The sequence below is a fragment of the Pseudomonas azadiae genome (assembly GCF_019145355.1).
Classification (GTDB): domain Bacteria; phylum Pseudomonadota; class Gammaproteobacteria; order Pseudomonadales; family Pseudomonadaceae; genus Aquipseudomonas; species Aquipseudomonas azadiae.
In genome coordinates this window covers 354156-377220 of record NZ_JAHSTY010000001.1, presented here as the reverse complement: position 1 = coordinate 377220, position 23065 = coordinate 354156, and the positions used below count along the sequence as shown (strand labels likewise).

Below are 23065 nucleotides of genomic sequence, written 5' to 3'. Positions count from 1 at the left end.
CTAGATCGCATTACGTAGGCTGAGGTTTTCCGGGTGCGGCTGTAGGTAGGCCTGCTGCGCGATATAGCGGTCCGGGTGCTGGCGAAAGTGATGTTTGAGCAGGGTCAGCGGCACCACCAGCGGCACGATACCGTGGCGATATTGGTCGATGACGGTTTGCATTTCCTGCTTGTCATCGGCGCTGATGGCCTGCTTGAGGTAGCCGCTGATGTGCTGCAGCACATTGGTGTGGGTGCCACGGGTGGCGCACTTGGTCAGGCCGGTCATCAGGTCGCTGAAATAGCAACTGGCCAATTCGTCCAGGTCGGCGTCCTTGGCCATGCTGCCGAGCAGGTGGCCGAGGCTTTTGTAGTGCGCCGGGCTGTGAGCCATCAACAAATATTTGTAGCGCGAATGAAAGGCCAGCAGGCGGTGGCGGGTCATGCCTTGCGCGAGCAATTGCTGCCAGCTGGCATACACGAAGACGCGGGTCAGGAAGTTTTCCCGCAGCACCGGGTCGTTCAGCCGGCCGTCTTCTTCCACCGGCAGGTTGGGGTGACGTGCGCAAAACGCCTGGGCATAAATGCCGCGCCCGCCGCCGTCCACCGGGGTGCCGTTCTCGCGGTACACCTTGACCCGCTCCAGGCCACAGGAGGGCGATTTCTGCATAAAGATGTAGCCGCACAGGTCGGTGTGTTCCGAGGCCATCTGCCGGCCATAATCGTCCAGCGGCCGGGTCACGTTCAGCTCGCGATTGACCGTGCCCACGGCCTGCGGCTGGGCGGGGTCACCGACCAGGCGGATCGGTTCGCGCGGGATGCCCAGGCCAATGGCGACTTCAGGGCACAAGGGCACGAAGTCGAAATAGTCGACGAGGGTCTGGCTGCACAGCAAGGATTGTTTATGACCGCCGTTGAAGCGCACGTTCTCACCCAGCAGGCAGGCGCTGATGGCGATCTTCGGTTTGGTGGTGCCGGACATAAACAATCCCTCGACAAGATTCCTGTACAAGGTACGAATCTTGTACAACTAATCTCATCATAGATTCGATGCTGTACAAGTCAATTTTTTTGTATAGGTATTTTCGAGGCAGGTTTATTTCCAGCCGATTTTCCAGGCGTCGGCGTCTTGTAGAACCTGCCAGGCGAGGCGTTCAGCGCGATGGGTCATGAGGGCTTGCAGCTCGACCTCCAGCACGGTGCCTTCTTCGTCACGAAACAATTCTGTGACCATGAAGTGTTTTTCCTTGTTCCGTGGGCGTGCTGCTGTCCATTTTGACAGCAGCAATTTGGCGGGATTGATGCGGTTCATTGCAGGTGCTCGATCAGACGCCGTGCGGCTTCCTGGCCACTGAGCCATGCCCCCTCGACCCGGCCCGACAGGCACCAGTCGCCACAGACGTACAGCCCCAGGTCGGCGTCGGCAAGCACGCCGAACTCGTGGGCACCGGCCGGACGCGCATAGAGCCAGCGGTGTGCCAGGCTGAAGGACGGCGCGGGCATGGCGCTGTGCAGCAGTTCGGCAAATGCGCCGTGCAGGTACTCAATCACGCCTTCGCGGGGCAGGTCCAGGTGCGCCTTGCTCCAGGCGCTGGTCGCATGCAGCACCCAGGTGTCGAGACTGCTGTCGCGCCCGGGTTTGCTGCGGTTTCGCGCGAGCCAATCGAGGGGGCTGTCCTGTACGAAGCAACCTTCCATCGGCGTGTCCAGCGGCTGTTCAAAGGCCAGGGCGACGGCCCAGGTCGGTTCCATCTTCACCGCGGCTGCCACGCTCGCCAGCTTGGGCGCCGCAGCCAGCAGGGCGGTGGCCTGTGGCGCCGGGGTGGCAATGATGACCTGGCTGAACGGGCCGTGACTGCCGCCGTCGGCATCCAGCAAACTCCAATGCTGTTTGCCTTGGAAAACCTCGGTGACGCGGCAGCCGAACTGCACCGGCAGATCATCGAGCAAGGCGCGGGTGATTGCGCTCATGCGCGGTGTGCCGACCCAGCGGATCTGCTCATCGGGGGACGGCGTGAGCTGCCCGGATTTGAACTGGTAAAGCTGCGGTTGCCATTGCTCGGCAACCCCCAGCGCCTGCCAGCGCTGCACTTCGTTGACGAAGCGCCGGTCGCGGGTGGTGAAGTATTGGGCGCCCATGTCCAGCGCGCCGGCATCGCTGCGTTTGCTGGACATACGACCGCCGCTGCCGCGGCTTTTATCGAAGAGTTGTACAAGGTGCCCGGCATCTTTCAGCGCTCGGGCGGCGGAGAGTCCGGCGATGCCGGCACCGATAATCGCGATGGGTAGAGTCATGGTGAGCCTCGTTTACCGTTGCATACAGGCTACGCCGACACCAATAGCTGTACAATATTGTTTTTTGGTATAAGTTTTGGCGTACCTGATTGTTTGGCGTGGCCTATGGTTAAAGCTGAGGCTTTCACCGAAACCACGCCCGATTACACATTGATCCCTGCTTATAAAATAGACCAGTGATCGGCGGCGAACGTTACATGAGGAGCGTCCCATGCATATTTTGCTGACCGGCGGTACCGGCTTGATCGGTCGCCAACTCTGCCAACACTGGCTTGCCCAAGGGCATCGCCTGACCGTATGGAGCCGTCACCCCGAAGAGGTAGCCGCCCTGTGCGGCGCCGAAGTGTTGGGTGTGGCTCGCCTGGAGGAGGTGATCGGCGCGGTGGACGCGGTCGTCAACCTGGCCGGCGCGCCGATTGCCGATCGTCCCTGGACCCATAAGCGCAAGGCGCTGCTGTGGAGCAGTCGCATCAGCCTCACCGAAACCCTGCTTTCCTGGCTTCAGAGCCATGCGCAAAAACCTGCTGTGTTGATTTCCGGATCGGCGGTGGGTTGGTACGGCGATGGCGGCGAGCGCGAACTGAACGAAGCCAGCGGCCCGGTGCAGGACGATTTCCCCAGCCAGTTGTGCATCGCCTGGGAAGAAACCGCCCAGCGCGCCGAAGCCCTGGGCATTCGCGTGGTGTTGGTGCGCACCGGCCTGGTGCTGGCCGCCGAGGGCGGCTTTTTGTCGCGCCTGTTGTTGCCGTTCAAACTGGCGCTGGGCGGGCCTATCGGCAAGGGGCGGCAGTGGATGCCATGGGTGCATATCAAGGATCAAATCGCCCTGATTGATTTTCTTCTGCACAAGCCTGACGCCAGCGGTCCTTATAATGCCTGCGCGCCACACCCGGTGCGCAATCGCGAGTTTGCCAAGACACTGGGCCAGGTGCTGCACCGCCCGGCGTTCATGCCGATGCCGGCCTTTGCGTTGAAGGTGGGGCTGGGCGAATTGTCCGGCCTGTTGCTGGGCGGCCAGAAGGCGGTACCCGAGCGGTTGCTGGCCGCCGGTTTCACTTTCCAGTTCACTGAATTGCGTGCGGCTCTGGACGACTTGTCCAGCCGCCTCTGAAGATAGGATGTTGCATGACGGATCACGCGTTGTTACTGGTCAACCTGGGTTCACCGGCGTCCACTTCGGTGGCCGATGTGCGCAGCTACCTCAATCAGTTCCTGATGGACCCCTATGTGATCGACCTGCCGTGGCCGGTGCGCCGCTTGCTGGTGTCGCTGATCCTGATCAAGCGGCCCGAGCAGTCGGCCCACGCGTATGCCTCGATCTGGTGGGACGAAGGCTCGCCGCTGGTGGTGCTCAGTCGGCGCCTGCAGCAGCAAATGACCACGCAGTGGACCCAAGGCCCCGTGGAATTGGCGATGCGCTACGGCGAGCCGTCGATTGAAACTGTACTCACGCGCCTTGCCGCCCAAGGCATCCGCAACGTCACCCTGGCGCCGCTGTATCCGCAGTTTGCCGACAGCACCGTGACCACGGTGATTGAAGAGGCCAAGCGGGCGGTGCGTGAGAAGAAGCTGGACGTGCAGTTCTCGATTCTGCAGCCGTTCTACGACCAGCCGGAATACCTCGATGCCTTGGCTGCGAGCGCTCGGTCTTATATCGAGCAGGATTACGACCACCTGCTGCTGAGTTTCCACGGTCTGCCTGAGCGTCATTTGACCAAACTCGACCCGACGGGCCAGCATTGCTTCAAGGATGCCGACTGCTGCAAGAATGCATCTGCCCAGGTGATGAAGACCTGCTATCGCGCGCAATGCTTCAGCGTCGCCCGCGATTTCGCCCAGCGTTTGGGCTTGCCGGATGACAAATGGTCGGTGGCCTTCCAATCGCGCCTGGGCCGCGCCAAGTGGATCGAACCTTACACGGAAGCCCGCCTGGAAGCCCTGGCCAGGCAAGGCGTGAAAAAGCTGCTGGTGATGTGCCCGGCGTTTGTCGCCGATTGCATTGAGACGCTGGAAGAGATCGGCGATCGCGGGCTGGAGCAGTTCCGCGAGGCGGGGGGCGAGGAGCTGGTGCTGGTGCCGTGCCTGAATGATGATCCGCAGTGGGCGGCGGCGCTCAATACCTTGTGTGAAAGAGCCCCGATTACACTGTAACCAAGCCTTACGCTGTACCAAATGTGGGAGCAGGCAAGCCAGCTCCCACATTATTGATGTCGCTACAGGTTGAGGGTCAGGCTTACCATGAGGTTGCGCGGCTCACCCGGGTTGATCCAATAGTTGCTATAGGACCGTTCGTAGTACTTTTCATCAAACAGGTTGTTGAGGTTCAAGCCCACGGTCACATTCTCCGTGGCCTTGTAGTGGGCCAGCAGATCCACGGTGTGGTACGCCGGCAGCTCGAAACCCGTGCCGGCCTCACCCGAGCGATCGCCTACATAGGTGAATGCCGCGCCCAGGTCCGAGCCGCGCAACACGCCATCCTGGAATTCATACACGCCCAATAGACTGCCGCTGCGCTTGGCTACGCCGAGAATCCGGCTGCCAGCTGGAATGCTTTTTTCGCCTTTGGTGACTTCGGCGTCGATGTAGGCAAATGCGCCAATCACCCGTACGGCGTCAGTCACTTGCCCGGTCAGTTGCAGGTCGACGCCCTGGCTGCGCGCCTTGCCCACGGCGCGGTTGAGGTTGGTGGCCGGGTCCAGCGTGAGCACGTTTTCCTTTTCGATATGGAACGCGGCGAGGGTGGCGCTCAGGCGGTCGTCGAACAGCTCGCTCTTGATCCCCACTTCGTAACCCACGCCTTCTTCGGGCTTGAACGACTTGTTGTCGGCGCCCAGGCCGCTGTTGGGTTTGAACGAGGTGGAGGCGTTGGCGAACACGCCGATTTGCGGCGTGAGCTGATAGAGCAGGCCGGCGCGCTGGGTGAACGCATCGTGGGTTTGCCGGCTTGGAGGCGCGTTGCGCGTGAAGTCGTCGATACTCTGCTCGAAATGCTCGAAACGCGCACCGATCATGCCGCGCAGGCGATCGGTGAACACGATCTGGTCTTGCAGGTTCAGCGCATGGCTTTTGGTCTGTTCGAAGAAGTCAGTGCCTGCGGGTATGCCATTGGGTTTGGCTTGGCCGTAGGAGGGGTTGTAAATATCAATGGCATACAGGCTGCCGGGTACGGTGGTCACGCGCTCTTTCTTGCGGTAGTCCTCGTATTCGGTGCCGACCAGCAGTTCATGCTGCCAACTGCCGATGTCGAACAACCCACGCAGTTCAAGCTGGGTGATGCTGTCGTGCCAACCCATCGAGCGTTCGCGGTAGCGGCGGTTGATCGTCTGGCCATCGGGGTTCAGCGCACGGTTTTCCGAGGCGTCGCCCCACAGGCTGCCCTGTTTATAGTGGCTGGCCAGGCGCAGTTTCCAGGCGTCGTTGAGGTGGTGCTCGAGCGTGGCCTGGAGGCGGTTGTTATGGTTGTCGATATCGCCATCGTTGGGCTCGCCGAGAAAGGTGGAGCGCGACATGCCCGGAGCGTCGACGATGCCACGGTCGAAGGTGGAGCTGTGGCGGACGAATTCGCTTTCCACCAGCAGGCTGGTGTCCGGATCCAACTGCCAGCTGAACGAAGGGGCGACGAATACGCGCTTGCTCTGCACATGGTCGCGAAAGCTGTGGTTGTCTTCCACCGCCAGGTTGACCCGCGACAGCACCTTGCCTTCGCTGTCCAGCGGGGTGTTCACGTCCACCGCGGTGCGGTAGCGGTCCCAACTGCCGGCGCTGGTTTGCACAGTGGTGAAGGCTTCGGGCTGGGGTTTCTTGGTGACGATATTCACGGTGCCGCCAGGATCGCCACGCCCATAGAGGCTGGCGGCGGGGCCCTTGAGCACTTCGATGCGTTCGATATTGGCCGCGTCCGGTGTGCTCGGGTAACCACGGTTGGCGCTGAAGCCGTCCTGGTAGAACTCTGACGTGGTGAAACCGCGCACGCTGTATTCGTAGAGGGTGAGGCCACCGAAGTTGTTTTGCTTGGACACACCGCCGGCGAATTCCAGGGCGCGTTCCACGTTGGTGCTGCCCAGGTCTTTGAGCACCGTGGCCGGAATCACGCTGATCGATTGTGGGATATCGCGAATGGCCGTGTCGGTTTTTGTCGCGCTGGCGGAACGGGTCGCGCGGTAGCCGGTGACCGGGCCGGTGGCGGATTCATAGGCGTCAGTGGTGACACTGATAGCGTCGAGTTCCAGGGTGTTTTCTTCAGCGAAGGCGGGGTCGAGCAGCAAACCCAAGGCCAGGCCAGCCAGGGGGGCAAACTTTCGAGACGGCATGATAGAGCGTTCCAATGTCGATATTGAAACAATATAACATGACCAATGAGAATGGATTGCTTTGAAATATATTTTTACAGGTACCCGCGAACGGGTACCTGGGCGAGGGTGTTTATTCTTCTTCCTTGACCGGCGCGGGCGGTGGGCGCAGGCCGATTTCCGCCAGCAACTTGATCTCTTTACCGTTGCGCATCACCTGGATCGCCACCTTGTCGGTCGGTTTGATCCGCGCCACCTGGTTCATCGACTTGCGCCCGTCGCCTGCCGGTTCGCCGTTGATGCTGAGGATCACATCCCCCAGTTGCAGGCCGGCTTTCTGGGCCGGGCCGTCACGGAAGATCCCGGCGACCACGATGCCAGGGCGCCCGGTCAAGCCGAACGACTCGGCCAGTTCCTTGGTCAGCGGCTGAACTTCAATCCCCAGCCAGCCGCGAATCACCTGGCCGTGTTCGATGATCGACTTCATCACTTCCATCGCCAGCTTTACCGGGATCGCAAAGCCGATGCCCTGTGAACCGCCGGATTTAGAGAAAATCGCGGTGTTGATGCCCGTCAGGTTGCCATTGGCATCCACCAGCGCGCCGCCGGAATTGCCCGGGTTGATCGCGGCATCGGTCTGGATGAAATCTTCGTAGCTGTTAAGGCCCAACTGGTTACGCCCGGTGGCGCTGATGATGCCCATGGTCACGGTCTGGCCCACCCCGAATGGGTTGCCGATGGCCAGTGCCACGTCACCTACGCGCAAACCGTCGGAGCGGCCGAGGGTGATGGATGGCAGGTTCTTCAAGTCGATCTTCAACACGGCAAGGTCGGTTTCCGGGTCACTGCCCACCACGCGGGCCAGGGTTTCGCGGCCGTCACGCAGGGCCACCACGATCTGGTTGGCGCCGGTGGTTACATGGTTGTTCGTGAGAATGTAGCCTTCGGGGCTCATGATCACCCCGGAACCCAGGCTGGACTCCATGCGGCGTTGCTTGGGCCCGTTGTCGCCGAAATAGCGCCGGAACTGCGGGTCTTCAAACAGCGGATGGGCCGGTTTGTTGATGACCTTGGTGGTGTACAGGTTGACCACGGCCGGGGCGGCGATGGTGACCGCATCGGCATACGTCACCGGGCCTTGCACCACCGCGCTGGTCTGCGGCGCCTGTTGCAGGTTCACATCAAGGCTGGGTAGACCCACCAGCTCCGGGAAACGCTGAATAATCAGCATCGCGATCAGCACGCCAGCCAGCAATGGCCATCCAAAAAAACGCAGCGCCTTGAGCATCAAGTAAGTCCTGACAGGTTGCAGGGGGCGGGAGAGCGCCCATAATGTCGCGCATTATACGAGGCTGCGACGCCTGCGAACGGGATATTTAGGAGACTTTTATGGCCGTCCCCCTTACCACCCTCGTCGAGGAAGCAGACCGCTACCTCGGCAGTGCAAAAATTGCCGATTATTGCCCCAACGGCCTGCAGGTCGAGGGGCGTCCGCAGGTGATGCGTATCGTCAGCGGCGTGACCGCAAGCCAAGCTTTGCTGGACGCCGCCGTCGACGCCCAGGCCGATCTGATCCTGGTGCACCACGGCTATTTCTGGAAAGGCGAAAGCCCCTGCGTCATCGGCATGAAGCAGCGCCGCCTGAAGACGCTGCTCAAGCATGACATCAGCCTGCTGGCCTACCACCTGCCGCTGGACCTGCACCCCGACGTCGGTAATAACGTGCAGTTGGCGCGACAGCTCGACATCACCGTCGAAGGCCTGCTGGACCCGAGCAACCCCAAAGTGGTCGGTTTGGTCGGCTCCCTCGCCGAGCCCCTGTCGCCCCGCGACTTCGCCCGCCGCGTGCAGGACGTCATGGGCCGCGAACCGCTGCTGATCGAAGGCAGCGAGATGATCCGCCGCGTCGGCTGGTGCACCGGCGGCGGCCAGGGCTACATTGACCAGGCGATAGCCGCTGGCGTCGACCTGTACCTCAGTGGCGAAGCCTCGGAGCAGACCTTCCACAGTGCCCGCGAAAACAACATCAGCTTCATCGCCGCCGGTCACCACGCCACCGAGCGCTATGGCGTGCAGGCGCTGGGAGATTACCTGGCGCGGCGCTTTGCGCTTGAACACCTGTTTATCGACTGCCCCAACCCGATCTGACTATCACCTGGAACCCAATGTGGGAGCCCAAACCTGGGGGCATATTCATATACCGTTTCGATCTAGCCGGCGCCCTGATTAGAAGAAGGTGCTGTGCTAGCATGCCCCGCTCGAACACGGCCCGCTGGCCGTCCATAAGATCGTTTTTCCGTGAGTAACCATGGTCGACAAACTGACGCATCTCAAACAGCTGGAGGCGGAAAGCATCCACATCATCCGCGAGGTCGCCGCCGAGTTCGACAACCCGGTGATGCTCTACTCGATCGGTAAAGACTCCGCCGTGATGCTGCACCTGGCACGCAAGGCCTTCTTCCCGGGCAAGCTGCCGTTCCCGGTGATGCACGTCGACACTCGCTGGAAATTCCAGGAGATGTACGCGTTCCGCGACAAAATGGTCGAAGAGCTGGGCCTGGACCTGATCACCCACATCAACCCCGATGGCGTGGCGCAGGACATCAACCCGTTCACCCACGGCAGCGCCAAGCACACCGACATCATGAAGACCGAAGGCCTCAAGCAGGCCCTGGACAAGCATGGTTTCGACGCGGCGTTCGGCGGCGCCCGTCGCGATGAAGAGAAATCCCGCGCCAAAGAGCGCGTGTACTCGTTCCGCGACAGCAAGCACCGCTGGGACCCGAAAAACCAGCGCCCCGAGTTGTGGAACGTCTACAACGGCAACGTCAACAAGGGCGAGTCGATCCGCGTGTTCCCGCTGTCCAACTGGACCGAGCTCGACATCTGGCAATACATCTACCTGGAAGGCATCCCGATCGTGCCGCTGTACTTCGCCGCCGAGCGCGACGTGATCGAGAAGAACGGCACGCTGATCATGATCGACGACGAGCGCATCCTCGAGCACTTGTCCGACGAAGACAAAGCCCGCATCGTCAAAAAGAAAGTCCGTTTCCGTACCCTTGGCTGCTACCCGTTGACGGGCGCGGTGGAGTCCGAAGCCGAGACCCTGACCGACATCATTCAGGAAATGCTCCTGACGCGAACTTCCGAGCGCCAGGGCCGTGTCATCGACCACGATGGTGCCGGCTCCATGGAAGATAAAAAACGTCAGGGTTATTTCTAAGGGGTTGTCATGTCGCACGTATCTGATTTGATCAGCGAGGACATCCTCGCCTACCTGGCCCAGCACGAACGCAAAGAGATGTTGCGCTTCCTGACCTGCGGCAATGTCGACGACGGCAAGAGCACCCTGATCGGGCGCCTGCTGCACGACTCCAAGATGATCTACGAAGATCACCTGGAAGCCATCACCCGCGATTCGAAAAAATCCGGCACTACCGGCGATGACATCGACCTGGCGCTGCTGGTCGACGGCCTGCAGGCCGAGCGTGAGCAGGGCATCACCATCGATGTGGCCTACCGCTACTTCTCCACCGCCAAGCGCAAATTCATCATCGCCGACACCCCCGGCCATGAGCAGTACACCCGCAACATGGCCACCGGTGCATCCACCTGTGACCTGGCGATCATCCTGATCGACGCCCGCTACGGCGTGCAGACCCAGACCCGTCGCCACAGCTTCATCGCCTCGTTGCTGGGCATCAAGCACATTGTGGTGGCCGTCAACAAGATGGACATCAATGGCTTTGACCAGAGCGTGTTCGAGTCGATCAAGGCCGATTACCTGAAGTTCGCCGACGGTATCGCGTTCAAGCCCAGCACCCTGGCCTTCGTGCCGATGTCGGCGCTCAAGGGCGACAACGTGGTGAACAAGAGCGAGCGCTCGCCGTGGTACACCGGGCAGTCGCTGATGGAGATCCTCGAGACCGTCGAGATCGCCAGCGACCGCAACTACACCGACCTGCGTTTCCCGGTGCAGTACGTCAACCGTCCGAACCTGAACTTCCGTGGTTTCGCCGGCACCCTGGCCAGCGGCATCGTGCACAAGGGCGACGAAGTCGTGGTGCTGCCGTCGGGCAAGAGCAGCCGCGTCAAATCCATCGTCACCTTCGAAGGCGAGTTGGAACATGCAGGTCCTGGTCAAGCGGTGACGCTGACCATGGAAGACGAAATCGACATCTCCCGTGGCGACCTGCTGGTGCACGCCGACAACGTGCCGCAAGTGACCGACGCCTTCGACGCCATGCTGGTGTGGATGGCCGAAGAGCCGATGCTGCCGGGCAAGAAATACGACATCAAGCGCGCCACCAGCTACGTGCCGGGTTCCATCACCAGCATCGTGCACCGTGTGGATGTGAATACCCTGGCCGAAGGCCCGGCGAGTTCGCTGCAGCTGAACGAGATCGGCCGGGTCAAGGTCAGCCTGGACGCCGCCATCGCCCTGGACGGTTACGACAGCAACCGCACCACTGGCGCGTTCATCGTCATCGACCGCTTGACCAACGGCACCGTGGCCGCTGGCATGATCATCGCACCGCCGGTCACTCACGGCAGTTCGGCGCAGCATGGCAAGTTGGCGCACGTGGCCACCGAAGAACGTGCCCTGCGCTTCGGCCAGCAACCAGCGACCGTGCTGTTCAGCGGCTTGTCGGGCGCCGGCAAGAGCACCCTGGCCTACGCGGTTGAGCGCAAGCTGTTCGACATGGGCCGTGCGGTGTTCGTACTCGATGGCCAGAACTTGCGTCACGACCTGAACAAAGGCTTGCCTCAGGACCGTGCCGGCCGCACCGAGAACTGGCGCCGTGCCGCTCACGTGGCGCGCCAGTTCAACGAAGCGGGCCTGTTGACCCTGGCCGCGTTTGTCGCGCCGGATGCCGAAGGCCGTGAACAGGCCAAGGCACTGATCGGCGCCGAGCGCCTGCTGACGGTCTACGTGCAAGCCTCGCCGCTGGTGTGTGCCGAGCGTGATCCGCAAGGCCTGTACGCCGCCGGTGGGGATAACATTCCGGGCGAGTCCTTCCCGTACGACGTGCCGTTGAATGCCGATCTGGTGATCGACACCCAGGCCCTGTCGCTGGAAGAGAGCGTCAAGCAAGTGCTGGCGTTGTTGCGTCAGCGCGGCGCGATCTAAACCTCTCGACCAAAAAAAAGCCCGCCACCGAGAGATCGGTGGCGGGCTTTTTTACATCCTCAAGATCGGACTCAATCAATGTGGGAGCTGGCTTGCCTGCGATAGCGGACTGTCAGTTGATATAGGTGTAACTGACCCACCGCTATCGCAGGCAAGCCAGCTCCCACAGGTTGGTCAGTGTTTGCCTGGGAATTCTGTGTGCAGTTTTCCCAGCAACTGATCCTTCTCTTCCCACAACCGGTTGATCCACCCCTGGAACGCCAACCGATATTCCCCGTCCTGCTCATAATTCTTGCCAATGAACTCGGCCGGGATCTGCACTTCTTCAAACTGAACCACCACGTCCTTCACCTTCCCGCACAGCAAATCCCAGTACCCGGGACGCCCGGCAGGGTAGTGAATGGTCACGTTCACCAGTGACTTCAACTGTTCGCCCATGGCGTCCAGCACAAACGCAATCCCGCCAGCCTTGGGTTTGAGCAGATAACGAAACGGCGAGTTCTGCTGCGCATGTTTGCCCGGCGTGAACCGTGTGCCTTCGGCAAAGTTAAAGATGCCTACTGGATTGTGACGAAATTTCGCACAGGTCTTGCGCGTGGTTTCCAGGTCCTTGCCTTTCTTCTCCGGGTGTTTCTCCAGGTACGCCTTGGTGTAGCGTTTCATGAACGGAAAGCCCAGCGCCCACCAGGCCAGGCCAATCACCGGCACCCAGATCAGTTCCTGCTTGAGAAAAAACTTCAATGGGCGAATGCGGCGGTTGAGCACGTATTGCAGCACCATGATGTCGACCCAGCTCTGGTGGTTGCTGGTCACCAGGTACGAGTGCTGATAGTCCAGACCTTCAAGGCCTTTGAGGTGCCAGCGCGTGTGTTGCACCAGGTTCATCCAGCCCTTGTTGTTGGTCACCCAGGCTTCGTGGGTATGGTTCATCAGCCATTCGCTGAAGCGCTTGGCAAACGGCAGCGCCTTGAACAGCGCGACGACAAACAGGAACGAACACAGCAGGATCGTGTTCAGCGCCAGCAACAAGGACGCGATCACACCACGCACGGCGGCAGGTAGAAAATCCAGCATTTAGATATCCATAGGTCGGTTGGCGGCTTGAATCGCAGTGAGCGCGATGGTGTACACGATGTCGTCCACCTGGGCACCGCGTGGCAGATCGTTGACCGGTTTGCGCAGGCCCTGCAGCATCGGCCCGAGGCTGACGCAATCGGCGCTGCGCTGTACGGCTTTGTAGGTGGTGTTGCCAGTGTTCAGGTCCGGGAACACGAACACCGTGGCCTTGCCGGCAACCAGGCTGTCGGGCGCCAGTTGGCGGGCCACGGTTTCGTTGGCGGCGGCGTCGTATTGCAGCGGGCCGTCGATCAGCAGCGAACTTTGCTGTTCGTGGGCGAGCAGGGTGGCTTCGCGGACTTTTTCCACTTCCTCGCCGCTGGCCGAATCACCGCTGGAATAGCTGATCATCGCCACACGCGGCGTAATGCCGAACGCGGCGGCGGAATCGGCGCTTTGCAGGGCGATTTCCGCCAGTTCCGCAGCGCTCGGATGCGGGTTCATTACGCAGTCGCCGTACACCAGCACCTGTTCGGGGAACAGCATGAAGAACACCGACGACACCAGCGTGCAGCCCGGCGCGGTCTTGATCAACTGCAGGGCGGGGCGGATGGTATTGGCGGTGGAATGAACGACGCCGGAGACCAGGCCGTCCACTTCATCCAGGGCGAGCATCATCGTGGCGATCACCACGGTGTCTTCCAGTTGCTGCTCGGCCATCGGCGCGTTGAGGCTCTTGCTCTTGCGCAACGCGACCATCGGTTCGACATAACGCTGGCGAATCAGGTCCGGGTCGAGAATCTCCAGGCCTTCGGGCAGTTCGATGCCTTGGGCGCGAGCAACCGCTTCCACATCCGCCGGCTTGGCCAGCAACACGCAGCGAGCAATGCCACGGGCCTGGCAGATGGCGGCGGCCTGCACGGTCAGCGGCTCGCTGCCTTCGGGCAGCACGATGCGCTTGTTGGCAGCCTGGGCGCGCTGGATCAACTGGTAACGGAACACGGCCGGCGACAGGCGCATCTCCCGTGGCGTGCCGCAACGCTGGTGCAGCCAGCGCGCATCGAGGTGGCTGGCGACGAAATCGGTGATGATCTCGGCGCGCTCGCGGTCGTCGATGGGAATTTCTTTGTTCAGGCCATTGAGCTGGTTCGCGGTGTCGTAGGAACCGCTGCTCACCGACAGCACCGGCAACCCGGCCTGGAATGCACCACGGCACAGATCCATGATGCGCGGGTCGGGCAGGGTATCGCTGGTCAACAACAGGCCGGCGAGGGGAACGCCGTTGATCGCGGCCAGGCTGACGGCCAGGATGATGTCGTCGCGGTCGCCGGGCGTCACCACCAGCACGCCGGGCTTGAGCAGTTCCACGGTGTTGCGCATGGTGCGTGCGCAGATGATGATCTTGGTCATGCGCCGTGTTTCATAATCGCCGGCATTGAGGACCTGCGCGCCCATCAGGTCGGCGACATCGCGGGTACGCGGGGCGTTGAGCTCGGGCTGGTAAGGAATGCAGCCGAGCAGGCGGAAATCACCGCTGCGCAACAATGGGGAATGCTCTTTGAGGCGCGCTGAAAAAGCTTCCATGCTTTCGTCGGTGCGCACCTTGTTGAGGATCACGCCGAGCACTTTCGGGTCTTTCGGGCCGCCGAACAGTTGAGCCTGCAGTTCCACGCGGCCGGAGAGTTCAGTGAGCACTTCGTTCTCTGGGGCCGAGACCAGGATCACTTCCGCGTCCAGGCTCTTGGCCAAGTGCAGGTTGACCCGCGCTGCATAGCTGGCGCTGCGGGTCGGCACCATGCCTTCGACGATCAGCACGTCCTTGCCCACCGCCGCTTGCTGGTACAGCGTGATGATTTCTTCAAGCAACTCGTCAAGCTGGCCGTCGCCGAGCATCCGCTCGACATGTGCCAGTCCCAGGGGCTGTGGCGGCTTCAGGCCGTGGGTTCGCGCGATCAGTTCGGTCGAACGCTCGGGGCCGGTGTCTCCCGGATGCGGCTGGGCAATCGGCTTGAAAAAACCGACCTTCAGGCCGGCTCGCTCAAGGGTGCGCACCAGCCCGAGGCTGATGGAGGTCAGACCCACACCAAAATCGGTGGGCGCGATAAAAAAAGTTTGCATGCGAATTCTCTGGGGTTGCATGGCTTGGGTGGCGCTCTATGGCTGAGCGCCTACCGCGAATCAGGTGCCAAGGTTATCGTTATTCCGGCTCCTGCGCACACCAGCCGCAGGCAAAGGGCTGACCTATTTTTTCAAGACGTTGTGCAGGGTCGAGCACCCAGGCGCGCGACTGCCAGGGCGGCTGGTGACGTAAGTGCTGGGTGTGGCCGCAGGACAGGTCGGCCACCCAGTGTTGGTCGTCATCCTGGTGGAACCCGATGATGAAGGATGCCGTTGATCGGTTCCGTCCGTCCGGGTTCTGTTCGCTTTCGGGCAAATCCTTGTTTAGACTTGTCCGTTCTTCATTCTTATGCAAAAGGTCTCGCCCCATGACGATCGCCGCTAACAAGGCTGTCTCCATCGACTATACCCTGACCAACGACGCTGGTGAGGTCATCGACAGCTCAGCCGGCGGCGCGCCGCTGGTCTACCTGCAAGGCGCAGGTAACATCATCCCAGGCCTGGAAAAGGCTCTGGAAGGCAAGGCAGTTGGTGATGAACTGAACGTTGCCGTAGAACCTGAAGATGCCTACGGCGAATACTCGGCCGAGCTGGTCAGCACGCTGAGCCGCAGCATGTTCGAAGGCGTTGACGAGCTGGAAGTCGGCATGCAGTTCCACGCCTCTGCGCCGGACGGCCAAATGCAGATCGTCACCATCCGCGACCTGGATGGCGACGACGTGACCGTTGACGGTAACCACCCGTTGGCTGGCCAGCGCCTGAATTTCCAAGTGAAGATTGTTGCCATTCGCGACGCTTCCCAGGAAGAAGTGGCCCACGGCCACGTTCACGGTGAAGGCGGTCACCACCATTGATTGATGGTTTGATCAAGCGGTAGCCAAAACGCCCCGACTGGTTCGGGGCGTTTTTTTGCCTGTCTGAAAGCGTATTCAATCGGGTTGCCGGGCTTTTGTAGTGAGCGGGCTCGCCCCGCGCTGGGTGGCGAAGCCGCCCTAAATCCAGGCGCCGCGGTCTTTCTGAAAAACCGCGGTGGCCTTGTTAGGGCGGCTTCGCCACCCAGCGCGGGGCGAGCCCGCTCACTACAAGAGACAGTGGTAATTTTGGGGCACACACAAAAATGCCCCGGACCTTTCGGTACGGGGCATTTCTTAACTGTTTCACAACCAGGGTTGCGTTGCAGTTGTTACCACTTAGGCTGCAGCAGGAACGCTCATAGCCTTGATGTGGCCATTCAGGCGGCTCTTATGACGAGCGGCCTTGTTCTTGTGGATGATGCCTTTATCGGCCATACGGTCGATAACTGGCACAGCCAGAACGTAAGCAGCTTGGGCTTTTTCAGCGTCTTTGGTGTCGATGGCTTTAACTACATTCTTGATGTAGGTACGAACCATGGAACGCAGGCTGGCGTTGTGGCTGCGACGCTTCTCAGCCTGTTTTGCACGTTTTTTGGCGGAAGGTGTGTTGGCCACCGTCGAGCTCCTCGAAAGACTTTTTAGGAAATAGCAAACAAAATAGGCCGCGAATCATGCCGATGACTTGACGGGTTGTCAAGGGCGGCTGATGCGAACTGCTGAGTGGTCGATCTGAAGAGGCGGGTGATTTATTTCCGGCGCTTGACCTGTAAACTCGCGAGCTTTGGCTCTGTGCTGTTGCAGGCGCGCAGTATCGCATAAGTGGGCGCTTTGTTCGCCTGCTCTTTATCCATAGGCGCAAACTCTTTCAATGAATCTGCTCAAATCGCTGGCCGCGGTCAGCTCTATCACGATGATCTCCCGGGTTTTGGGATTTGTGCGTGACACCCTGCTGGCGCGCATTTTCGGCGCCAGCATGGCCACGGATGCCTTCTTTATTGCCTTTAAGCTGCCCAACCTGTTGCGGCGGATCTTCGCCGAAGGCGCGTTTTCCCAGGCCTTCGTGCCGATCCTGGCCGAATACAAGACCCAGCAGGGCGAGGAGGCGACGCGCACCTTTATCGCCTACGTCTCGGGCCTGTTGACGCTGGTGCTGATGCTGGTCACTGTCCTCGGCATGCTCGCCGCGCCCTGGGTGATCTGGGCCACGGCGCCGGGCTTTGCCAATACGCCGGAAAAATTCGCGCTGACCACTGATCTGCTGCGCGTGACCTTTCCTTATATATTGCTGATCTCCCTTTCGTCGTTGGCCGGGGCGATCCTCAATACCTGGAACCGGTTCTCGGTGCCGGCCTTCGTGCCGACCCTGCTGAACGTCAGCATGATCCTCTTCGCGCTGTTCCTCACGCCGTACTTCGATCCGCCGGTGATGGCCCTGGGTTGGGCCGTACTGGCTGGCGGCCTGGCGCAATTGCTCTACCAACTGCCGCACCTGAAAAAGATCGGCATGCTCGTCCTGCCGCGCCTGAACCTCAAGGACACCGGCGTATGGCGCGTGATGCGCAACATGTTGCCGGCTATCCTTGGCGTGTCGGTCAGCCAGATTTCGCTGATCATCAACACCGCGTTCGCTTCGTTGCTGGTGTCCGGCTCGGTGTCATGGATGTACTACGCCGACCGTCTGATGGAATTGCCGTCCGGCGTGTTGGGCGTGGCATTGGGCACGATCCTGCTGCCGACCCTGGCGCGCACCTACGCCAGCAAGGATCGCCAGGAATATTCGCGCATTCTCGATTGGGGCCTGCGCCTGTGCTTTGTGCTGGTGTTGCCCTGTGCGTTGGCGCTGGGGATCCTCGCCGAGCCGTTGACCGTGTCGCTGTTTCAATACGGCCAGTTCGATGCCCATGACGCCTTGATGACGCAACACGCCCTGGTCGCCTATTCCGTCGGTCTGCTGGGCATTATCGTGATCAAGGTGCTGGCGCCGGGCTTTTATGCCCAGCAAAACATCCGCACACCGGTGAAAATCGCGATTTTCACGCTGATCGTCACGCAATTGCTCAACCTGGTATTTATCGGCCCGTTGGCCCACGCCGGTTTGGCCCTGGCGATCAGTGCCGGTGCGTGCATCAACGCCGGCCTGCTGTTTTACCAACTGCGCAAACAGCAGATGTTCCAGCCGCAGCCGGGCTGGGGGCTGTTTGCCCTCAAGCTGCTGGTGGCAGTGGCGATGATGTCTGCCGTGTTGCTGGGCCTGATGCACGTTATGCCTGCCTGGAGCGAAGGCGGTATGTTGGAGCGCTTCATGCGTCTTGGCGTGCTGGTCGTGGCGGGGGTGGTGGTGTACTTCGGGATGTTGCTGCTGCAAGGCTTCCGCCTACGGGATTTCAATCGCAAGTCGTTGAGCTAGAGAGTTTGCCGCGATAAAGCGAGTGTTTTATCGATTCGATTCATTTGGCCTGCGGTGTTGCCTGTCGTCCGGGGCCGGGTGTGGTTATAATCGACCACTTTATGAGCAAGAAGCGCGTTATGCAGCTGGTTCGAGGTTTCCACAACCTGCGCCCCGAGCATCGGGGCTGCGTCGCCACTATTGGCAACTTTGACGGTGTTCACCGTGGCCACCAGGCTATCCTGGCCCGGCTGCGCGAGCGCGCGGTCGAGTTGGGTGTGCCCAGCTGCGTGGTGATTTTCGAGCCGCAGCCGCGGGAATATTTTACCCCCGAGACTGCGCCGGCCCGTCTTGCCCGCTTGCGCGACAAGCTGCAACTGCTGGCTGAAGAAGGCGTGGACCGCGTCCTCTGCCTGGCCTTCAACCAGCGTTTGCAAAGCCTGAGCGCCGCCGAGTTCGTCGACCGTATTTTGGTCGATGGCCTGGGCGTCGAGCATTTGGAGGTCGGTGACGACTTCCGCTTTGGTTGCGACCGCGTCGGGGATTTCGATTTCCTGCAACAGGCCGGCGTCAACCAGGGGTTTACCGTCGAAGCCGCGCAAACCGTTGAACTGGACGGCCTGCGCGTGAGCAGTACCCAGGTGCGTAACGCCCTGGCCGCCGCCGACTTCGCTTTGGCCGAGCGTTTGCTCGGTCGCCCGTTCCGCATTGCCGGTCGGGTCCTGCACGGCCAGAAGCTGGCGCGCCAATTGGGCACGCCAACCGCCAACGTGCAGCTCAAGCGCCGTCGTGTGCCGCTGACCGGGGTTTACCTGGTCAGCGTCGACATCGACGGCCAATCGTGGCCGGGAGTCGCCAACATAGGCGTCAGGCCCACGGTTGCAGGTGATGGCAAGGCCCACCTGGAAGTTCACCTTTTGGATTTTGCCGGTGATCTGTATGACCGGCGTTTGACGGTGGTTTTCCACCAGAAGCTGCGTGAAGAGCAGCGTTTCGCCTCCCTTGAGGCGTTGAAAACGGCGATCAATGCGGATGTCGCCGCCGCCCGTGCACTAGCCGCACCTAGCGCCCATCGCTAACCGAAGAGCCTTAAATGACCGACTATAAAGCCACGCTAAACCTTCCGGACACCGCCTTCCCAATGAAGGCCGGCCTGCCACAGCGCGAACCGCAGATACTGCAGCGCTGGGACAGTATTGGCCTGTACGGAAAGTTGCGCGAAATTGGCAAGGATCGTCCGAAGTTCGTCCTGCACGACGGCCCTCCTTATGCCAACGGCACGATTCACATCGGTCATGCGCTGAACAAGATTCTCAAGGACATGATCCTGCGCTCGAAAACCCTTTCGGGCTTCGACGCGCCGTATGTCCCGGGTTGGGACTGCCACGGCCTGCCGATCGAACACAAAGTCGAAGTGACCCACGGCAAGAACCTGGGCGCGGACAAAACCCGCGAACTGTGCCGTGCCTACGCTGCCGAGCAGATCGAAGGGCAGAAGTCCGAATTCATCCGCCTGGGCGTGTTGGGCGAGTGGGACAACCCCTACAAGACCATGAGCTTCACGAACGAGGCCGGTGAAATCCGTGCCTTGGCCGAAATCGTCAAGGGCGGTTTCGTGTTCAAGGGTCTCAAGCCCGTGAACTGGTGCTTTAACTGCGGCTCTGCACTGGCCGAAGCGGAAGTCGAATACGAAAACAAAGAGTCGTCGACCATTGACGTAGCCTTCCCGATCGCCGACGAGGCCAAGCTGGCCCAGGCGTTCGGCCTGGCGTCGCTGGCCAAGCCCGCGGCCATCGTGATCTGGACCACCACCCCGTGGACCATCCCGGCCAACCAGGCGCTGAACGTGCACCCGGAATTCACCTACGCCCTGGTGGACGTCGGTGACCGCCTGCTGGTGCTCGCTGAAGAAATGGTCGAGGCCTGCCTGGCCCGCTATGAACTGCAAGGTTCGGTGATCGCCACCACCACCGGCTCCGCGCTGGAACTGATCAATTTCCGTCACCCGTTTTATGACCGCCTGTCGCCCGTATACCTGGCTGACTACGTTGAACTGGGCTCGGGTACCGGCATCGTTCACTGCTCGCCTGCCTACGGCGTCGACGACTTTGTGATCTGCAAAAAGTATGGCCTGGTCAACGATGACATCATCAGCCCGGTGCAAAGCAACGGCGTGTACGTACCGTCGCTGGAGTTCTTCGGCGGCGAGTTCATCTTCAAGGCCGATGCGGCGATCATCGAAAAGCTGCGTGAAGTCGGTGCGCTGATGCAAACCGCCACCATCCAGCACAGCTACATGCATTGCTGGCGTCACAAGACCCCGTTGATCTACCGCGCCACCGCGCAGTGGTTTATCGGCATGGACAAACAGCCGACGAGCGGCGATACCCTACGTGTGCGTTCGCTCAAGGCCGTCGATGAAACCAAGTTCGTCCCGGCCTGGGGCCAGGCGCGCCTGCATTCGATGATCGCCAACCGTCCGGACTGGTGCATCTCCCGCCAGCGTAACTGGGGCGTGCCGATTCCGTTCTTCCTGAACAAGGAAAGCGGCGAGTTGCACCCGCGCACCGTCGAACTGATGGAAGTCGTGGCCCAGCGCGTTGAGCAGGAAGGCATCGAAGCCTGGTTCAAGATGGACGCCGCCGAACTGCTGGGCGACGAAGCGCCGCAGTACGACAAGATCAGCGACACCCTCGACGTGTGGTTCGACTCGGGCACCACCCATTGGCACGTGCTGCGCGGTTCCCACCCAATGGGCCACGAGACCGGCCCGCGTGCCGACCTGTACCTGGAAGGTTCGGACCAGCACCGCGGCTGGTTCCACTCGTCGCTGCTGACCGGTTGCGCCATCGACAACCACGCACCGTACCGGGAACTGCTGACCCACGGCTTCACCGTCGACGAAAACGGCCGCAAGATGTCCAAGTCGTTGAAGAACGTGATCGAGCCGAAAAAGATCAACGACACCCTGGGCGCCGACATCATGCGTCTGTGGGTCGCCTCGACCGATTATTCGGGCGAAATCGCCGTCTCCGAGCAGATCCTGGCTCGCAGTGCCGACGCCTACCGTCGCATCCGTAATACCGCACGCTTCATGCTGTCGAACCTGACCGGCTTCAACCCGGCCACCGACATCCTGCCGGCCGAGGACATGCTCGCCCTCGACCGTTGGGCCATGGATCGCGCGCTGTTGCTGCAGCGCGAGTTGCAGGAAAGCTACGGCGAATACCGTTTCTGGAACGTCTACTCGAAGATCCATAACTTCTGCGTGCAGGAGCTGGGTGGGTTTTACCTCGACATCATCAAGGACCGTCAGTACACCACCGGCGCCAACAGCAAGGCGCGCCGCTCGGCTCAGACCGCGCTGTACCACATCAGCGAGGCGCTGGTGCGCTGGATCGCGCCGATCCTGGCTTTCACCGCCGACGAACTGTGGGAATACCTGCCGGGCGAGCGTAACGAGTCCGTCATGCTCAACACCTGGTACGAGGGCCTGACCGAACTGCCGGCCGACTTCGAACTGGGCCGCGAGTACTGGGAAGGCGTGATGGCCGTGAAGGTTGCGGTGAACAAGGAGCTGGAAGTGCAGCGTGCGGCCAAGGCCGTCGGTGGCAACCTGCAAGCCGAAGTCACCCTGTTCGCCGAGGAAGGCCTGAGTGCCGACCTGGCCAAATTGAGCAACGAGCTGCGCTTCGTGTTGATCACCTCTACCGCCAGCCTGGCACCGTTTGCCCAGGCGCCGACGGACGCGGTCGCCACCGAAGTCCCTGGCCTCAAGCTCAAAGTGGTCAAGTCGGCCTTCCCCAAGTGCGCCCGCTGCTGGCACTGCCGTGAGGACGTCGGTGTGAACCCTGAGCATCCGGAAATCTGCGGTCGTTGTGTCGACAACATCAGCGGTGCTGGCGAGGTTCGCCACTATGCTTAGTAAAAGCATGCCTGATGCCGGTCGTTTCGGGCGCCTGGGCTGGCTCGCGCTGAGCCTGTTGGTGCTGGTCATCGACCAGGTCAGCAAGGCTCATTTTGAAGGCTCCCTGCAGATGTTCCAGCAAATCGTGGTGATCCCGGATTACTTCAGCTGGACCCTGGCCTACAACACCGGCGCGGCGTTCAGCTTCCTCGCCGACGGTGGCGGCTGGCAGCGCTGGCTGTTCGCCGTGATCGCGCTGGTGGTCAGTGCGGTGCTGGTGGTGTGGCTCAAGCGCCTGGGGCGCGATGACACCTGGCTGGCCATCGCCTTGGCCCTGGTGCTGGGCGGCGCGCTGGGCAACCTGTACGACCGCATTGCCCTGGGCCATGTGATCGACTTTATCCTGGTGCACTGGCAGAACCGTCACTACTTCCCGGCGTTCAATTTTGCCGACAGTGCCATCACCGTCGGCGCAATCATGCTGGCGTTGGACATGTTCAAAAGTAAGAAAACCGGAGAGACCGTCAATGACTGATCAGGTATTGGCCGGGCAACGCATCGGCCAGAACACGGAAGTCACCTTGCATTTCGCACTGCGCCTGGAGAATGGCGACACGGTCGACAGCACGTTCGACAAAGCCCCCGCCACCTTCAAGGTCGGCGACGGCAACCTGCTGCCGGGTTTCGAAGCGGCTCTGTTCGGCTTCAAGGCCGGTGACAAGCGTACCCTGCAGATCCTGCCGGAAAACGCCTTTGGCCAGCCCAACCCGCAAAATGTGCAGATCATCCCGCGGTCGCAGTTCCAGGACATGGACCTGTCGGAAGGCTTGCTGGTGATCTTCAACGATGCGGCGAATACAGAGCTGCCCGGTGTGGTGAAAACCTTCGATGACGCGCAAGTGACCATCGACTTCAACCACCCGTTGGCCGGTAAAGCCTTGACGTTCGACGTTGAAATCATCGACGTTAAAGCGCTCTGACTGAAGAATCCGGTTCCTGTGGGAGCCGGGCTTGTGTGGGAGCTGGCTTGCCTGCGATGCAGGCACCT

General features: G+C 61.0%; 20 protein-coding genes. 11 read left to right on the top strand and 9 right to left on the bottom strand.

Going from position 1 to position 23065, the window contains the following annotated elements:
• The 3 genes from KVG91_RS01720 to KVG91_RS01710 all read right to left on the bottom strand — a co-directional run bounded on the left by KVG91_RS01720 (nt 1) and on the right by KVG91_RS01710 (nt 2273).
• On the bottom strand, nt 1-960 hold the full coding sequence (locus tag KVG91_RS01720) for a YbgA family protein (protein WP_169377695.1): 960 nt from the start codon (nt 958-960) through the stop codon (nt 1-3).
• A 114-nt stretch (nt 961-1074) separates the two neighbouring features.
• The gene (locus tag KVG91_RS01715; RefSeq protein WP_169377696.1) at nt 1075-1290 is read right to left on the bottom strand and encodes a TIGR02450 family Trp-rich protein; all 216 of its coding nucleotides are present in this window, start codon (nt 1288-1290) and stop codon (nt 1075-1077) included.
• Nucleotides 1287-2273: an NAD(P)/FAD-dependent oxidoreductase gene (locus tag KVG91_RS01710; RefSeq protein WP_169377697.1), complete on the bottom strand. Its 987-nt coding sequence runs from the start codon at nt 2271-2273 to the stop codon at nt 1287-1289. The genes KVG91_RS01715 and KVG91_RS01710 overlap by 4 nt, the downstream gene beginning before the upstream one ends.
• A 211-nt stretch (nt 2274-2484) precedes the next feature.
• Here KVG91_RS01710 and KVG91_RS01705 point away from each other — a divergent pair, with 211 nt between their 5' ends.
• Nucleotides 2485-3384 carry a TIGR01777 family oxidoreductase gene (locus tag KVG91_RS01705; protein ID WP_169377698.1) on the top strand — a complete coding sequence of 300 codons (900 nt, stop codon included), beginning with the start codon at nt 2485-2487 and terminating at the stop codon, nt 3382-3384.
• Nucleotides 3385-3398: 14 nt separating this feature from the next.
• Nucleotides 3399-4424: a ferrochelatase gene (gene hemH / locus KVG91_RS01700; protein ID WP_169377699.1), complete on the top strand. Its 1026-nt coding sequence runs from the start codon at nt 3399-3401 to the stop codon at nt 4422-4424.
• A gap of 62 nt (nt 4425-4486) precedes the next feature.
• Here the strand turns inward: hemH and KVG91_RS01695 are convergent, their stop codons facing one another.
• A complete protein-coding gene (locus tag KVG91_RS01695) occupies nt 4487-6583 on the bottom strand; it encodes a TonB-dependent siderophore receptor (protein ID WP_169377700.1) in 2097 nt (698 codons plus the stop codon).
• A gap of 112 nt (nt 6584-6695) precedes the next feature.
• On the bottom strand, nt 6696-7850 hold the full coding sequence (gene algW, locus KVG91_RS01690) for a Do family serine endopeptidase AlgW (protein WP_169377701.1): 1155 nt from the start codon (nt 7848-7850) through the stop codon (nt 6696-6698).
• A 101-nt stretch (nt 7851-7951) separates the two neighbouring features.
• Between algW and KVG91_RS01685 the strand changes: the two genes are divergently transcribed.
• From KVG91_RS01685 to cysN, 3 genes are all read left to right on the top strand, one after another.
• The gene (locus KVG91_RS01685; protein WP_169377702.1) at nt 7952-8710 is read left to right on the top strand and encodes a Nif3-like dinuclear metal center hexameric protein; all 759 of its coding nucleotides are present in this window, start codon (nt 7952-7954) and stop codon (nt 8708-8710) included.
• Nucleotides 8711-8870: 160 nt separating this feature from the next.
• Nucleotides 8871-9788 (top strand): sulfate adenylyltransferase subunit CysD, encoded by a 918-nt coding sequence (cysD, locus tag KVG91_RS01680; protein WP_169377703.1) that lies wholly within the window; start codon nt 8871-8873, stop codon nt 9786-9788.
• Between the two features lie 9 nt (nt 9789-9797).
• Nucleotides 9798-11696 carry a sulfate adenylyltransferase subunit CysN gene (gene cysN, locus KVG91_RS01675; RefSeq protein ID WP_169377704.1) on the top strand — a complete coding sequence of 633 codons (1899 nt, stop codon included), beginning with the start codon at nt 9798-9800 and terminating at the stop codon, nt 11694-11696.
• A 174-nt stretch (nt 11697-11870) separates the two neighbouring features.
• Here the strand turns inward: cysN and KVG91_RS01670 are convergent, their stop codons facing one another.
• From KVG91_RS01670 to KVG91_RS01660, 3 genes are all read right to left on the bottom strand, one after another.
• Nucleotides 11871-12770, bottom strand: coding sequence for an acyltransferase (locus KVG91_RS01670; RefSeq protein ID WP_169377705.1), 900 nt, complete (start codon nt 12768-12770; stop codon nt 11871-11873).
• Nucleotides 12771-14870 carry a phosphate acetyltransferase gene (gene pta, locus KVG91_RS01665; RefSeq protein WP_169377706.1) on the bottom strand — a complete coding sequence of 700 codons (2100 nt, stop codon included), beginning with the start codon at nt 14868-14870 and terminating at the stop codon, nt 12771-12773.
• 79 nt (nt 14871-14949) lie between these two features.
• A complete protein-coding gene (locus KVG91_RS01660; protein WP_318840885.1) occupies nt 14950-15240 on the bottom strand; it encodes a DUF3565 domain-containing protein in 291 nt (96 codons plus the stop codon).
• Here KVG91_RS01660 and KVG91_RS01655 point away from each other — a divergent pair.
• The gene (locus KVG91_RS01655) at nt 15239-15724 is read left to right on the top strand and encodes an FKBP-type peptidyl-prolyl cis-trans isomerase (RefSeq protein WP_169377708.1); all 486 of its coding nucleotides are present in this window, start codon (nt 15239-15241) and stop codon (nt 15722-15724) included. The genes KVG91_RS01660 and KVG91_RS01655 overlap by 2 nt on opposite strands.
• 336 nt (nt 15725-16060) lie before the next feature.
• Here KVG91_RS01655 and rpsT read toward each other — a convergent pair whose 3' ends face one another.
• The gene (gene rpsT / locus KVG91_RS01650; RefSeq protein WP_169377709.1) at nt 16061-16339 is read right to left on the bottom strand and encodes a 30S ribosomal protein S20; all 279 of its coding nucleotides are present in this window, start codon (nt 16337-16339) and stop codon (nt 16061-16063) included.
• A gap of 253 nt (nt 16340-16592) precedes the next feature.
• On the opposite strand from rpsT, the gene murJ reads away from it, so the two are divergent.
• From murJ to fkpB, 5 genes are all read left to right on the top strand, one after another.
• The gene (murJ, locus tag KVG91_RS01645; RefSeq protein ID WP_169377710.1) at nt 16593-18131 is read left to right on the top strand and encodes a murein biosynthesis integral membrane protein MurJ; all 1539 of its coding nucleotides are present in this window, start codon (nt 16593-16595) and stop codon (nt 18129-18131) included.
• 119 nt (nt 18132-18250) lie between these two features.
• A complete protein-coding gene (ribF, locus tag KVG91_RS01640) occupies nt 18251-19189 on the top strand; it encodes a bifunctional riboflavin kinase/FAD synthetase (protein ID WP_169377711.1) in 939 nt (312 codons plus the stop codon).
• A gap of 14 nt (nt 19190-19203) precedes the next feature.
• Nucleotides 19204-22035, top strand: a complete 2832-nt coding sequence (gene ileS, locus KVG91_RS01635; protein ID WP_169377712.1) for an isoleucine--tRNA ligase — start codon at nt 19204-19206, stop codon at nt 22033-22035.
• Between the two features lie 7 nt (nt 22036-22042).
• Entirely contained in the window at nt 22043-22552 is a 510-nt protein-coding gene (gene lspA, locus KVG91_RS01630; RefSeq protein ID WP_169377724.1) for a signal peptidase II, read from the top strand.
• Nucleotides 22545-22997, top strand: a complete 453-nt coding sequence (gene fkpB, locus KVG91_RS01625) for an FKBP-type peptidyl-prolyl cis-trans isomerase (protein ID WP_169377713.1) — start codon at nt 22545-22547, stop codon at nt 22995-22997. Before lspA ends, fkpB begins: the two co-directional genes overlap by 8 nt.
• Nucleotides 22998-23065 lie beyond the last annotated feature (68 nt).